This window comes from Bacillus sp. JJ1503 (assembly GCF_036965125.1).
In the GTDB taxonomy this organism is placed as follows: Bacteria; Bacillota; Bacilli; order Bacillales; family Cytobacillaceae; genus Cytobacillus.
Genome location: NZ_JBALOZ010000199.1, coordinates 1 through 14,853, shown reverse-complemented (window position 1 = coordinate 14,853; position 14,853 = coordinate 1). Strand labels below are relative to the sequence as shown.

Here is a 14,853-nt window from a genome sequence, read left to right as displayed (position 1 = left end):
ACATTCCCTTTTCGGTCCACTAAAAATTTCGTAAAATTCCATTTGACCGCCTGTGACCCTAACGCGCCTTTGGCCTCCTTTTTTATGTATTGATAAAGTGGGTCCGCATTCGCTCCATTTACGTCTACTTTTGCAAACATTGGAAAACTCACATTGTAATTCAAATCGCAAAACTGCTGAATTTCCTCGTTCGTTCCTGGTTCCTGTTGACCGAATTGATTACAAGGAAATCCTAGAATCTCTAATCCTAAATCTCGGTACTTATCATACAGCGCTTGTAACCCCTTATACTGTGGTGTAAAGCCACACTTGCTCGCCGTATTGACGATAAGGACGACTTTTCCTTCGTAACGAGACAACGGCTCTGTCTGACCGTCGATTTTCTTTACTGTAAAGTCATACACACTCATTTTTGCTCACATCCCTTTCAAGGTAACCCTTTATCCTTCACTAACCACTTCCGATACGCCCCACTCGAAGCACACTTCCAATACCTAGAAAGAAAAGTCGTGAATTTATGTCTTACCTCATAATAAAATTTCTTCAATCGAAGTTAATTATCCTTCTTAATCTATACAGCCAGTTACCTTCAGTACGTTTCTTCACAATCTCTATGCGGATTATCATAAAAATCTGCAGAGAGATTCCGATATCTTCATTTATAAGCTCATTAATCATCAAAAATAATAATTTTTTGAAAAAAGTGTTAACATTTCTATTAATAATATTTATAATACTTGTATACAAGTCTACTTGTATTAAAATTGAGAAGGTGAATCAATGAAAGAATCCAGAGAAAATCTATATCCGGAAAAATGGCTTTCTAAGGCATCAACCGGTGATCGGATTGCATACGAGCTAAGAATGCGGATCATTTCGGGCGCTATTGAAAGCGGTACCATCCTATCAGAGAATAAATTGGCTGCAGATTTTTCAGTAAGCCGGTCACCGGTTCGGGATGCACTAAAAATACTTGCTGCTGAGAATATCATCCAGTTAGAAAGAATGGGTGCTGTTGTCCTCGGCTTAACAGAAAAGGAAATAGAAGAAATTTATGATGTCCGTTTGTTAATCGAAACATTTGTTTTTGAACGGCTAGTAAGAATAGAAGTAACCGAGCTAACAAAGGAACTTAGCAAAATTTTGGAAATGATGAAAGTTGCCATCAAATACCAAGATGCAGATGAGTTTTCCTATCAGGATATTCTGTTCCATGAAACGATTATTCGAGCTATTAATCATTCCCACATCCTGATGATTTGGAATAATTTAAAACCTGTGATGGAAAGCTTTATTCTTCTTTCCATGCGAATGCGTTTTAACGAAAAGTACGATGATTTCCCACGTATCATCAACAATCATAAATTATATATTGAAGCAATCAAAACAAAAGACCGAGCCCTTATGATTAAGTCCTTGCACCAAAACTTTGATGATGTTCAAGGCAAGGTTGAAGACCTGTGGAGGTCACAACAAATGCTTTCTGAAGGAGTAGAACAAGATAATGACTAACTTTATGTTAGGAATCGATATAGGAACAACAAGCACAAAAGCTGTTTTGTTCAGTGAAAACGGCAAAGTTATTCAACAGGAGAATATCGGTTACCCACTTTACACTCCTGATATCTCAACTGCTGAACAAAACCCGGAAGAAATCTTTCAAGCTGTTTTGAAAGCGATTTCGAATATCACAATACAACATCCTGAAAAACAGATCATGTTTATCTCGTTTAGCAGTGCGATGCATAGCGTCATTGCCATGGATGAAAATGATCAGCCGCTCACTTCCTGTATCACATGGGCGGATAATCGCAGTGAAGCATGGGCCCATAAAATCAAAGATGAATTGAATGGCCATGAAGTCTACAGACGAACAGGAACACCGATCCACCCGATGTCGCCATTAGCCAAAATTGCTTGGATTGTAAATGAGCACCCCGACATCGCGACAAAGGCAAAGAAGTATATCGGAATAAAAGAATATGTCTTCAAAAAATTGTTTAATCAATATACAGTCGATTTTTCCCTTGCTTCAGCAATGGGGATGATGGATCTCAAAACATTGGACTGGGATGACGAAGCATTAACAATTGCCGGAATTACAAGAGAACAATTATCTGAACTTGTCCCGACAACGAAAATATTTAAAAACTGCCATCCGGATTTTGCCCAGCTAATGGGGATTGAACCACAAACCCCGTTTGTCATTGGAGCCAGTGATGGCGTGCTCTCAAATCTCGGGGTCAATGCAATCAGAAAAGGTGAAATTGCCGTCACAATTGGGACAAGCGGTGCCATCCGAACGATTATTGATGAACCGCAAACGGATGAAAAAGGAAGGATTTTCTGCTACGCCTTAACCGAAAAGCATTGGGTCATTGGTGGGCCTGTCAATAATGGTGGGATGGTTCTTCGCTGGATTCGCGATGAGCTAGCCTCAGCAGAAGTGGAAACAGCAAAGCGATTAGGTATTGATCCGTACGAGGTGTTAACGAAAATTGCCGGAGGCGTTAGGCCAGGATCTGATGGATTGCTATTCCACCCTTACTTGGCAGGTGAACGTGCACCATTATGGAATCCTGACGTACGCGGCTCCTTTTTCGGCCTAACAATGTCCCATAAAAAAGAACATATGATTCGTGCTGTCTTAGAAGGTGTCATTTACAATTTATACACGGTATTTCTAGCATTAACTGAATGCATGGATGGACCTGTTACCCGGGTTCAAGCGACAGGGGGCTTCGCAAGGTCAGAGGTTTGGCGGCAAATGGTAGCCGACATCTTTGAATCTGAAGTGGAGGTACCCGAAAGCTATGAGAGTTCCTGTCTCGGTGCCTGTATTTTAGGACTTTATTCATTCGGAAAAATTGAATCATTTGAAGTGGCTTCTCACATGATTGGCAGCACTTACAAGCATACGCCTGAAGGAGGTGCTGTTAAAGAATACCAGCAATTATTGCCGATTTTTATTAATTTATCCCACGTATTAACAGAAGATTATACACGGATTTCAGCGTATCAAAGACGCTTACCGCACTCAACAAAATAACGAATGGGAGGCAATTAAATGCCATTACTTATTGTAGCAATTGGAATTTTAGCATTATTACTTTTAATAATGGGTTTAAAGTTAAATACCTTTATTTCATTAATTATTGTTTCATTTGGTGTTGCATTAGCCCTTGGTATGCCACTAGGGGAAATTGTTAAAACGATTGAAGCCGGATTAGGTGGTACACTTGGGCACTTAGCGTTAATTTTTGGACTTGGTGCGATGCTAGGAAAATTAATAGCAGATTCAGGTGGCGCACAACGAATTGCCATGACCCTTGTGAATAAATTCGGTGAGAAAAATATTCAATGGGCAGTTGTTGCAGCATCTTTTATCATCGGGGTTGCATTATTCTTCGAAGTAGGATTAGTATTATTAATTCCAATCGTCTTTGCCATTTCAAGACAATTAAATGTTTCAATTCTGTATCTTGGCATTCCGATGACAGCAGCATTATCTGTCACACATGGATTCCTGCCTCCTCACCCGGGCCCGACTGTCATTTCCGGTGAATATGGGGCAAACATTGGGGAAGTTCTACTTTACGGTTTTATTATATCCATTCCAACTGTTATTATTGCTGGTCCTATTTTTACAAAGCTTGCAAAAAAACTTGTTCCAGAATCTTTTACGAAGATGGGCAATATTGCTTCATTAGGTGAGCAAAAATCATTTAAGCTTGAAGACACACCAGGGTTTGGCATCAGTGTATTTACTGCCATTCTTCCTGTTATTTTAATGGCGATTGCAACCATTATTACATTGCTTCAAAAAACATTAGGATTTGAAGATAATTCGTTCTTGGCAGCCATCCGTTTTATTGGGGATGCTGGCACAGCGATGTTAATCTCTTTACTAGTTGCCATCTATACGATGGGCATTGCAAGAAAGATTCCAATCAAGACTATAATGGATTCATGTTCAACAGCCATTTCACATATCGGGATGATGCTGTTAATTATCGGGGGCGGCGGTGCCTTCAAACAAGTATTAATAAATGGCGGTGTTGGTGACTACGTTGCCGTAATGTTCAAAGACACTTCCATGTCCCCAATCTTACTTGCGTGGATCATCGCAGCTATCTTAAGAATTGCCCTAGGCTCTGCGACTGTTGCTGCATTAACTACTGCTGGATTGGTAATTCCAATGTTAGGACAAACGGACGTGAACCTCGCATTAGTTGTACTGGCAACCGGTGCAGGCAGCTTAATCGCTTCTCACGTAAACGATGCAGGCTTCTGGATGTTCAAAGAGTATTTTGGCTTAAGCATGAAAGAAACCTTTGCAACTTGGACATTGCTTGAAACTATTATTTCAGTTGCTGGATTAGGATTTGTTTTATTGCTAAGTTTAATAGTATAACCTGCTTTTGAAAAAAGGTCGGACCCTCAATGCTAATACACTTTAGCATCGAGGATCTGACCTGTTACCATTTTTGTCACAAAAGGAGAGTAATAAAGTTGAATACAATTGGTGTTATTGGTTTGGGAGTAATGGGCAGTAATATCGCTTTAAATATGGCAAGTCACGGTGAGCAGGTTGCTGTCTATAATTATACTCCGGATCTAACCGATCAGCTGGTTCAAAAAAGTAACGGTCAGCCCATCCATCCGTACTATGAAATTCAAGATTTTGTTCAATCACTAGAATCCCCAAGGAAAGTCTTCCTGATGGTCACAGCTGGAAGTCCCATCGATTCTGTGATCCATTCATTGGTTCCTTTTCTTGATACAGGAGATATCATCATGGACGGCGGCAATTCCCATTATGAAGATACTGCTCGCAGATATGATGAGTTAAAGTCTAAGGGAATTGGTTATCTTGGAATTGGGATTTCAGGCGGGGAAGTCGGGGCCTTGACAGGTCCTTCCATCATGCCAGGCGGGGATAAGCAAGTATATGAACAGGCAGCTTCGATTCTTACAAAAATAGCAGCCCAAGTAGATGGTCAACCTTGCTGTACGTATATTGGCCCTAAAGGTGCAGGGCACTTTGTAAAGATGGTCCATAATGGAATTGAGTATGCCGATATGCAGCTGATTGCTGAGGCCTATACTTTTTTAAGAGAAAAGTTAGGTTTATCTGTTGATGAAATTGCCGACATCTTCGAGTCATGGAATCAAGGTGAACTAAAAAGTTATTTAATCGAGATTACTGCAGAGATCTTAAGAAAAAGGGATGAAATAACCGGTTCGCCTCTGATTGATGTGATTCTTGATAAAGCAGGGCAAAAAGGCACTGGTAAATGGACAAGCATCCAAGCCATTGATAACGGAATTCCAGCTTCCATTATTACGGAGGCATTGTTCGCGCGTTACATCTCTTCTTTAAAAGAAGAAAGGGTTTTTGCAAAAGAATTCTTGTCGGATCCTGAAATTGATAAGCCGAATTTAGATAAAGAAGTTTGGATTGAGCACGTTAGACAAGCATTATATTTAGGGAAGGTTTGCGCTTACGCTCAAGGATTTACACAATATAAAATGACGTCTGAACTGTTTGAATGGAATTTGCCTTTAAAGGACATTGCGCTCATCTTCCGCGGCGGCTGCATCATTCGTGCGGAATTTTTAAACGTAATAAGTGAAGTCTATGAAACACAGCCAAATTTGGCTAATTTATTAATCGCTCCTCATTTCGCCGAAAAAGTGAAAGAGTATCAAATGGGACTACGAAAAGTTGTCTGTGAGGGCATTACTTCCGGAATTGCATTTCCATGTTTAAGTGCATCGATTTCTTATTTGGATAGTTATCGGACAGACATTTCAAATGCTAATCTGTTGCAAGCACAAAGAGATTATTTTGGGGCCCACACTTATGAACGACGTGACTTAGCAGGAGTCTTTCACACAAATTGGAATGATTGATTTCGCATCAGCAGAAAAAAGGTACCAGACCCCCAATGAGTTTTAGGATCTCACTGGGGGTCTAGAACCAGAAACTATCTTCTCCCTCGATTTAATATATTATTTTGTATCCTTTATTTGAATTAGGTCAGAATTAAATACTTTAAATCTGTTTTTTATAATATCAGCTTCCTGTGTCTTTGCTTTTTTGATAGTCGTTCCTAGACAGAAAAGAAAGGAAACGTAAAAGAAAACCCATCAGCATATTATACTGTACATCCATACGTTAATCTATTGCTGCTGATGAAGCAGCTGCTTGGTCAGCCTTCACACAATCAATTGCAACAACGATCGCAATAATGATAGCTTCCATTTCTTCATTCAATATTTGAACCTTATAACTATCGCCCCAAGTGAACCACTCCTTAGTCACTTTACCGACAACTTTCCCATGCTGTAAAACCTGAAAATCCATATCCAACCAATTACCTTGTACTTCAATGCCTGCCGCATCAATCGTATAACGTGCTTTAAAGAAAGAAAACTCTTTCTTAATCGTTAACACCTCTCGGCCATTCACCTCAACAAAAAACTTCGGTAAAAAGCTAAACATCTTTTTCGTAATAAGCGCAACTTCATCTCTTTTTGTATTCATAATGGAGAATGTCTTTGGGATCTGCATAAAACTGCCCTCCACATAATAAACATCCTTCTCCTGTTGGTCCTTTACCGTAAATTTGCCACTTAGACTAAATACCTTCTGTTTAATATATAGTTGCTTCATGCTATGCCTCCTTGATGTAGCATATTAATTAAAATATATTATGTTTTGTCTTACTGCTAATCATAGCATTATCAACAGAAGTGTGCTTTCTTAAATAGTTTTCAGCTAACTCTGCTGCCTTGTCGAGTCAGGTAAATCATTCACCGCAATTTGATAAAAAGGGTTCTTCTCGCAAAAGTATTTTATGGTATGATGTTTAGGTTGTGTATATACTATGTGACACATTTACATTCATCTATGAAAAGAGGTATTTATGCACCCTACAAAATTATCAAAGCGACATTGGTTGCTTATCTTAACACTTACTTTATTAACATTTGTTCTTGGGACAAGCGAATTTGTCATTGTCGGAATCTTAACCGATATTTCCTCAAGCCTTCATATTACAAATGCAAAAGCAGGTACACTCGTTTCTACGTTTGCCATTACGTTTGCCATCGCCACACCACTAGTAATGTCAGCAACAAGTCATTTTCCAAAGCGTAGATGGATGTTGTTTTTGATCGGATCTTTCATAGTCCTGAATGCATTATGTGTAATCTCGTCGAGCTACATCATGCTCCTCACCCTTCGAATGATGACAGCGATTGTTACAGGCGTTTTAATTTCACTCGCCATGATAGTTGCGAGTGAAACGATGCCGATTCAAAAACGCGGACTCGCGATATCATTCGTTTTCGGTGGGTTCACACTGGCAAATGTCGTTGGAGTGCCAATTGGTACAGTCATCGCAGATTGGTATAGCTGGAATGCCACTTTCATGTTAACGACTCTTCTAGGAGGATTAGCATTTTTAGCATCCTTTTTCGTCTTGCCTAATGGACTCAGCAAAATACGGAGTTCGATACGGGATCAGTTTTCTTTATTGACCAAGCCACGAATTTTGATGGCTTTTTTCATTCCAGCTCTCGGATTTGGTGCAACATATGTTGTCTTTACGTACCTTGTTCCTATCTTAAAAGGAATGGAAGCACCAAATAACTCCATTAGTTTAATCTTATTTGGTTACGGAATTATTTCGATTTTCAGCAATATCCTCGCTGGTAAAATTGCCAGCCACAATGCAATCGGCCGCCTTCGGTTTGTTTTTCTTGTACAGGCAGTGGTGCTAGCAAGTTTATTTTGGACGACTCAAAACTTCGTTGTAGGGTTATCCAACATCGGCTTAATGTCATTAATGGCGATTATGTTAACAACATCGACACAGCTTTATTTAATTGATCTTGCTGGCATTTATCAGCCAAAAGCAACAGGGCTCGCCGCTTCACTGATGCCAGTAGCAAGCAACGTAGGTATCGCTTTCGGTTCAGCTCTAGGAGGAATGGTGTATCATCAAGGAAATTTAATGAATGTCACATGGGTTGGTGGAATCGTGGCAGTCTGTGCTTGTCTCCTAACATGCTTTAGTCATCGTTTAGACGAAAAACAAAAGAAATTAGCATAAACACACAAGAAAGGGCCAGTCCCCAATTAACCCAAGCTATCAATTTCTACGAAAGTCAGCTTCTCCTATGGTGGAAAAGAAAGGCATTAACCTTTTCTTTTCCACCAACAGGAAGCCATGGAATCTTAACAACGGAATATAAGTAGGTCCCAGAACTTATGATTTATTTGTTAACTTCACAACAGATGAATAGGGTTTCTTCTCTTTTTGTATTCTCATAATACTCTGTTCATTAAGTAAACCAATAATTTTTTCAAGGTGATCAAGATCCCTGACCACAATAAAACTTGGCTGGAATAGTCTATTTTTTAAATGAAATGTCAATTTATATGCATTGTTCACTCGAGAATCAAGCCCATAAAGCTCATGCCAACGAATTACTTTTTCTGTTTCATAGTACTTTATTTGATCTGAAGAATAGAATTTTCCATGAAGGATTAGACCATTTGGTAAAATAAACAGATTTCCGCGATGCTTTATTGCACTAATGATTGTGAAAAACAAATAGGCAAAACTAAAGAAGGAGGATCCCAACCAGTCAGTTGAAATGACAATTATTAAAAGCACTGTTAACAATACAAGAGCAATCATGGTGCCCCATTTTACATATTGATAAGATTTCGTGTGCTTTGTTAAAGGCTCCATCTCTTTCCACTCAGTTGGCAGGAGGATACTACTAAACTCATGTTCTTTTTTGGGAAAGAGCGCATCTTTAGAGCAATCAGCTGCTTTCTTTAGATTTAATCGATATTTGATTAAATAAATGACTCCTAGAACAAATAACACCGTAAATATGATGTTCATCACTTCTTAATTACTCCTCCTTCTCTCTTTCCTTTTTCTTCACCCATTATTCCAAAGAAATTTTTACAACATCATCTAAATATTTCGTTGTACTATATCCATAAATCTCCAGACTCTTAGGATTTACATTTTTACCTTGGAACCGAACGCTTTGAACTGTAGATAAATGACGGGGCTGCTCGATTTCCTCATATGGGACCGGCATATTATTTATTTCGTATACTACCCCGTTTTTATCAACAATTACTCCTTCAGAATTCATATCTATAAAACTCGATTCATTTACAATATTGAATTGAAGCCACTCATACTCCCGATTCTCAACCTCATGATTACTTAGCACAAAATTCGTAGAGTCGCCAACTTCCATCCTATCTATGGAAATTGTACTTCCCGCATATTCAAAAGTATGAGGGTATTCTCTAATATCGTCCAATTCGATGATAAATGTATCTTCAACCGTTAAATTAGCAGATTTAAATTGAACATGAACCTCTTTCGGTTTTTCTCCAAAAAGAGGGTCAAAGTGTGTTTGATAAGTTGCCCAATTCACGTCTTGCTGTGAATGCCAAAAAGAGCTGCCATACATTTGAGCTTTTATTTTTTTATTGTTCACTTCTAGATTGTTAATATTAAGAGAGTCTATCCGCTTCACTATTCGTTCATTATTAATACCAAATTGCAGAATCGTTGTAGTTGGAGCAATGATGAGTTTATCCAATCGAAGGGGAATTCCTTCAATTTCTGTTACTTCATCATCCAATGCATATTCGGTGGAAGGCCGTTTTGTTACTGGTATCTCGAAGCTCCACTCGCCTGTTTTATTTTCAATATTATNNTATCGTAATTCCAATAACCAGAGCGCCCAGAGGAATCACGAATTAATTTCTGAAGCTTCGTGATCGTGAGTTTGATTGTCCCGCTCTCCTCTTTAAGTGGCAACAGACTCATCTTCCCTTTAAACACGTTCTTTTCTTTGTTATTTATATCCGATTCAAGGTCAGGAGGATAGAACCTTGGATACGTTTCACGGCTCATGATTTCATACTCGTTCTCTACAAAAACCCCATCACCATAACCAAAATTCATCACAAATTGATTATCTTCACCTGTATCTTCTATTTCATAAATAACAAGCGTCTGAACATCATCAGCAATTACGCTCTTAATCTTCACCTTCACCCCGTCGTCTTCCGCTTCCAGATTCAGCCTTTTACCGAGGTCCTGCTGTAGAAAATAACGCAATTCCGGATCTTCTTCTGTCCATGTATAGTAGACGTAGGCAAACGCCCCTGTAAAGAAACCTACACCCATCAATAATGCGAATACACTAGCAAAAACAAGTCCCATTCTTTTACGTTTCTTGTTCTTCTGTTGTCTGTGGATTTCTTTTTCAGTCAGCCTAGCTCTAACCTTCTCCATAAAACCATATGGCACATGCAAATCTTCTATTAGATTAGTAAGATCCAACATCGTTAACATGACATCCTGAAAGGCAGCCAGATCCTCCTGACAATCTTGACAATGATAAATATGTATTTCGAAATCAATCTTTTTCTGTCGATCCATCGCTCGTTCTAAGTAATCGATGTAATCCTTTTTATATTCCTTACAGCCATTAAAGGTTGATTCAGGCCTCATTTCATTTCTAAGAGACTGGATTCCTGAAGCCAAAAGTTCTTTCATCTTTTCCGCTGACACTTGGAGAAGATGTGCCGCTTCCTCCTGAGAGAATTCTTGTATATATGTTAGGACCATGGCTTCTCTCTCGGACTCCTTCAATTGATCAAGTGCTTTAAATAACTCCTGCCTTGGTTCACTGTCCTCTGAAGCTTGTAAACTTCTATCACCCGAAAGCTCCCGACAGTTATATATGAAAATGGATGTACCCCATGTTTCGAATGGTGTTTTATTCTTATATCGAGGCCATTCCTTTTGGACTTGTATTATGGACCGGTAAAAAAGCTCTTCCATTTGCTTTTGATTACTAAGATAGGACCAGCCAAGTATATAAAACGATTGTTTGTGCTGATCGAACCAATCGACTATGGATTCCACGTCTTTTTCTCTTATTGTAGTGGTAGAAATGGGATTTGTTTTTGCTGGAATCATAAACATGTTCCCCCCTTTTATCCGCGTGTCATTAACATTATATATGTGTTCCTGATAATTTGATCCGCAACCTTTGTATAAATTTCAGGTGAAAGCTAGTAATTTTTATAAATAAATTACAATTATTATAAAATAATGGTTCATATATAGAATATCAAACTTCGAATTAGTTCGTAAGACTGCTTGTATTTTTATCTCAACAGATTAAATATTATTTTTTCAAAACAGAAAAACCCCCTATAGGTAATAGTGTATCATCTACAATTTTTCTTGTAGCCTTTTTACACTATCCACATATAGGGGCTAAAATCAAGGAAACCCTTTCAAACAATTGTTCAGCTTTTACTAAGATTTTTGTTGCAACCTTTATGCTCGTTAAGGTGGGTGCTGTTTTGGAAAAAAACTCATTTACTTATGATACGGTTCACCTATGCTTTTCTAGTACAGCAACCTTCATCTAGCTATCTAATGTACTCAAATCTGCTAAAGATAATCGACTAACTACATCATAACGATTCCCTTCCCCTCTAGGGTTTATAATAACTGTCCCCATATTAGGTATTTGACCTAAACCGACCCCTTCCGGGAAACTGTGAGCAACAATAACCTTATTTCTCCCCACTTCTGGAATTGTTTCAAAATAAGACTTAAGATTATATAAAATTCTTTGTCTATCACTACTAGGTAAATTTCCACTCAACCAATTTACCTCAACCCAAAAAGGATTAACTTGAACATTATGACTTCCAAATGCTAACTGTGCTGTTTCTATTGTCCTGCAAAAAGGACTTGTCGAAACAGGGTATTCAATCGGAATTTGTAAATATCGAAGAATTTCTCCATAGTAAATAGCCTGCCTACGTCCCTTTTCAGAAAGATTTCTTTGGGTTAAACAGTTTTGAAAGTTTAAATAGGGTAAATCTCTTCCAACGGTCGCTTCCCCATGCCTTGCATATAATATAAATCCTCCAGTTCTAATGGAATTTAGTAACGATCTATTCAAAGTATTTTTCTCCTTTCATATAAACATCCTATTTACTGCTAATGTATGACATGGGTTCTTAATCAGTTAAAAAAAAACAAACAGGAATAATTAATACCTTTTCCCGTTTGTTTTAAGCATAGATTTATACTGTTGCAAAGCCACGCGTGTGATTGGAAAACTAACTTTTCCATCAGATTCAATTTTAATAAAAATCCAGTCTTGATAAAGTTTCTTTATTTATTAGAATTTCCACCCTCTGTTTTACCACTATTTATGATAAGGTTCACCGTAACATATTAAAGTGAGGTTTTTTCTGTTTCTTGCAATAATGGGGAGTCGATTTAGCTACTCCTCCTATAGAATTGTTAATACGACAATTCTTAGTATATATGTTAAAATTAATAGTTTTTACACCCATTAAATTTTTGTAGCAAGGAAATCAAAATATTGCTTAAATTTATCACATTGGTTTTTCCATGTCCAATTCTGTATTTGTATTAAGTTTTCTTCAGACAGTTCCTTTAGCAGTGCTGGTTGTTTGTAGATTTTTAATATAGCCTGTTGCAAGGCCTCTATTGAACGATCCTTCAATATGAACTCCTTCTGCTTAGGGCCTAACACTTGTGGAACAATCCCTACATTGGTTGAGATTACTGGAACACCACAAGCCATGGCTTCCAAAATAGGGTTAGGTGTCCCTTCTATTTCTGACATACAGACTAAAATATCGATATTAGAATAGTAGTGAACCATTTCATGGTGAGGAACAATGCGTTCATTACTATCGCAATACTGTCCTGTAATGCGATAGCCTAAATCTTCGAATTGTGCCACCGCAGGCTTCACTATGGTTCGAAACCCTTTGAAGTCCTTTTTTTTCGGTCCCCATTTACTATTTCCCACCCAACCGATTTTCAATGTTTTTTTTTGAGTGTTAAACCTCTCTAATCCGATAGGATAGAAAATATCAGGGTCAACTCCATCTTCAATAACCATTAGTGGTTTCGGATATTCTTTAATATTATTATAGATATTCCAAAGGGACCTGGAGGAGACATAATAATAAGCAGAATGGAAAAGATTTTTTCTTTTACGTATTTCCCTTTTTTTCAAAAACAAATGATCATAAACACAAGTCGATAAAACCTTTTCCTCTAGGAATTTTTCAGCACCTTCAGCTGATAATAATGTTGGAATCATATCTCTCCAGAAAATATGGATAATGTCAAAATCCTCTATTTCGCTAAATAATTTACTGTAATTCCAATCCAATTCTTTCATTGAAAACAATCTAAAATCAAAGAAGCTGTTTAAGTTCTTCTCAATTTGTCGCATAATATTGCCAAACGCCCAATAATCAACGTCGGCGATTAAAGCAATCTTTATTTTTTGCTGTTTTTCATTCAAAACGAGCCACTCTTTTCCCTTATCTATAGAGTTGTTTTTTTCCTTCACCCATTGAATAACAGTAGGTGTTAATATCTTATAACCATATTTTTTTTCAAGATAAAGAGCTGAGGCCTCTATAACCTTCGAAGAGTATCTTTGTTTTTCATAGTCTAAATCAGTTGTATTATTTTTTTCGATTGTATGGTCGTGTACTAAATGAAACGAACATATATTGCCAATCCGAAGCCCTTCTCTAAAAAGACGGATTGAAAAGTCTAAATCCTCAAATCCAATAAACATTTGCTCGTCATAGCCACCTAACCGTTGAAATGTACTTTTTCTGAAAATAGAAGCGCCACCAAAAAGGAAATTTGATAAAAAAGGCTTGGTTAAATATTTTTTATTAATATTTTCAATTTTAGTTTGTTTGAAGCAAGTACCGGCTCCAAGTGCAACATGGTTGTCATAAGGAGTTATATAAAGATGGCCGCCTAAAGCATCGATTCTCTTTTCATTAGATTTTAATAGGGGTAAGTTCAGGAAATGGCACCCAAGTGTTTGAAGGGTTTCACGTAGCGGATCTAATGGATCGCTGATGAAATAGATATCATTATCTAAACACATAACCCAATCAGTGTTGATATGAACTAGCGCACGATTCCTCGCACCAGCGACCCCATAATTACAACCAAGCTCTACGATTTTTATATTAAAACGAAGATTGGTACACTCGCTTTTTAATTCCTCTAATTGTTCGGGACTTGATCCATTATCAACTATTAACAAGTCTCCCTTAAATCGTGGGATATAGTTTTCTACGGATTTTAATAGCCTCTTCGACATAGTAACTCTATTTAAAGATAAAAAAGTTATCGTCAAATTTTCGCCATTGGGACCTATATTATTATCTGCTGATAATAAATGGCTTAATGGACTGCTAAAGTAACTTAACTTGTTTACTCCTTTGTTAAGACCAGACATTAAGTCAACTCCTTAATTAAAAAAAAGATATAAATACTCAATATTTAAATGTAACCAACTGAGTCCCGCAAAGGATTTTGAAGATATTTTTTATAAGTGATGAATTGCCAGGCAGGAGAAATTCTCTAAGATGTTAAAACAAATTTGTCCAATTTTTGTGCATATGCCGACTAAAGATTGATGGGAAGGAGTGTTCCAAATATCTTATGAAAACCAGAAACCCCTTGTAAAGGACGCTTACCCATATTTAACAAATTTTGGACCTATATACTATTAAACAACGAAAGTTTAAATTCCATTCCTGGATTTCTTGTCTATGTTATTAAATAGCTGACATGGATAGTTCCAAAATTTAAAAATCTTTTTAAGAAGAAAGGTATCCGTTCAAGTGAAATTAAATTTAATCATTAATTAACTTAAAAGGACTATCATCCTATTTTTTCAATCATCATACATAAC

The 14,853-nt window shown here is 37.5% G+C and carries 11 protein-coding genes; 5 read left to right on the top strand and 6 right to left on the bottom strand.

Annotated elements, in window-relative coordinates; genetic code table 11:
- Positions 1-410: glutathione peroxidase (locus V7149_RS15530; protein ID WP_335346518.1), on the bottom strand; the 410-nt coding region annotated here is incomplete at its 3' end.
- A 370-nt stretch (positions 411-780) separates the two neighbouring features.
- Between V7149_RS15530 and V7149_RS15525 the strand changes: the two genes are divergently transcribed.
- From V7149_RS15525 to gnd, 4 genes are all read left to right on the top strand, one after another.
- Entirely contained in the window at positions 781-1,512 is a 732-nt protein-coding gene (locus V7149_RS15525) for a GntR family transcriptional regulator (protein ID WP_335346517.1), read from the top strand.
- Positions 1,505-3,049, top strand: a complete 1,545-nt coding sequence (gene gntK / locus V7149_RS15520) for a gluconokinase (RefSeq protein WP_335346516.1) — start codon at positions 1,505-1,507, stop codon at positions 3,047-3,049. Before V7149_RS15525 ends, gntK begins: the two co-directional genes overlap by 8 nt.
- A gap of 18 nt (positions 3,050-3,067) precedes the next feature.
- A complete protein-coding gene (locus V7149_RS15515; RefSeq protein WP_335346515.1) occupies positions 3,068-4,414 on the top strand; it encodes a GntP family permease in 1,347 nt (448 codons plus the stop codon).
- Between the two features lie 98 nt (positions 4,415-4,512).
- Positions 4,513-5,916, top strand: coding sequence for a decarboxylating NADP(+)-dependent phosphogluconate dehydrogenase (gene gnd, locus V7149_RS15510; RefSeq protein ID WP_335346514.1), 1,404 nt, complete (start codon positions 4,513-4,515; stop codon positions 5,914-5,916).
- 265 nt (positions 5,917-6,181) lie between these two features.
- Here gnd and V7149_RS15505 read toward each other — a convergent pair whose 3' ends face one another.
- The gene (locus V7149_RS15505; RefSeq protein ID WP_335346513.1) at positions 6,182-6,679 is read right to left on the bottom strand and encodes an LURP-one-related/scramblase family protein; all 498 of its coding nucleotides are present in this window, start codon (positions 6,677-6,679) and stop codon (positions 6,182-6,184) included.
- Positions 6,680-6,932: 253 nt separating this feature from the next.
- On the opposite strand from V7149_RS15505, the gene V7149_RS15500 reads away from it, so the two are divergent.
- Positions 6,933-8,123 (top strand): MFS transporter, encoded by a 1,191-nt coding sequence (locus tag V7149_RS15500; protein WP_335346512.1) that lies wholly within the window; start codon positions 6,933-6,935, stop codon positions 8,121-8,123.
- A gap of 156 nt (positions 8,124-8,279) precedes the next feature.
- Here V7149_RS15500 and V7149_RS15495 read toward each other — a convergent pair whose 3' ends face one another.
- The 4 genes from V7149_RS15495 to V7149_RS15480 form a co-directional block, all read right to left on the bottom strand.
- Positions 8,280-8,927, bottom strand: coding sequence for a hypothetical protein (locus V7149_RS15495; RefSeq protein WP_335346520.1), 648 nt, complete (start codon positions 8,925-8,927; stop codon positions 8,280-8,282).
- Between the two features lie 789 nt (positions 8,928-9,716).
- Positions 9,717-10,685, bottom strand: coding sequence for a DUF4179 domain-containing protein (locus tag V7149_RS15490; protein ID WP_438824120.1), 969 nt, complete (start codon positions 10,683-10,685; stop codon positions 9,717-9,719).
- Positions 10,686-11,496: 811 nt separating this feature from the next.
- A complete protein-coding gene (locus V7149_RS15485) occupies positions 11,497-12,042 on the bottom strand; it encodes a histidine phosphatase family protein (protein ID WP_335346510.1) in 546 nt (181 codons plus the stop codon).
- A 399-nt stretch (positions 12,043-12,441) separates the two neighbouring features.
- Positions 12,442-14,394, bottom strand: coding sequence for a glycosyltransferase (locus V7149_RS15480; RefSeq protein ID WP_335346509.1), 1,953 nt, complete (start codon positions 14,392-14,394; stop codon positions 12,442-12,444).
- Positions 14,395-14,853: the final 459 nt, after the last annotated feature.

What these genes read in the sequence shown, in the direction of transcription:
- V7149_RS15495 (WP_335346520.1), bottom strand. Translation starts at nt 8,927, where the DNA reads ATGAACATCATATTTACGGTGTTATTTGTTCTAGGAGTCATTTATTTA.
- V7149_RS15515 (WP_335346515.1), top strand. Translation starts at nt 3,068, where the DNA reads ATGCCATTACTTATTGTAGCAATTGGAATTTTAGCATTATTACTTTTA.
- gntK (WP_335346516.1), top strand. Translation starts at nt 1,505, where the DNA reads ATGACTAACTTTATGTTAGGAATCGATATAGGAACAACAAGCACAAAA.
- V7149_RS15505 (WP_335346513.1), bottom strand. Translation starts at nt 6,679, where the DNA reads ATGAAGCAACTATATATTAAACAGAAGGTATTTAGTCTAAGTGGCAAA.
- V7149_RS15480 (WP_335346509.1), bottom strand. Translation starts at nt 14,394, where the DNA reads ATGTCTGGTCTTAACAAAGGAGTAAACAAGTTAAGTTACTTTAGCAGT.
- V7149_RS15500 (WP_335346512.1), top strand. Translation starts at nt 6,933, where the DNA reads ATGCACCCTACAAAATTATCAAAGCGACATTGGTTGCTTATCTTAACA.
- V7149_RS15525 (WP_335346517.1), top strand. Translation starts at nt 781, where the DNA reads ATGAAAGAATCCAGAGAAAATCTATATCCGGAAAAATGGCTTTCTAAG.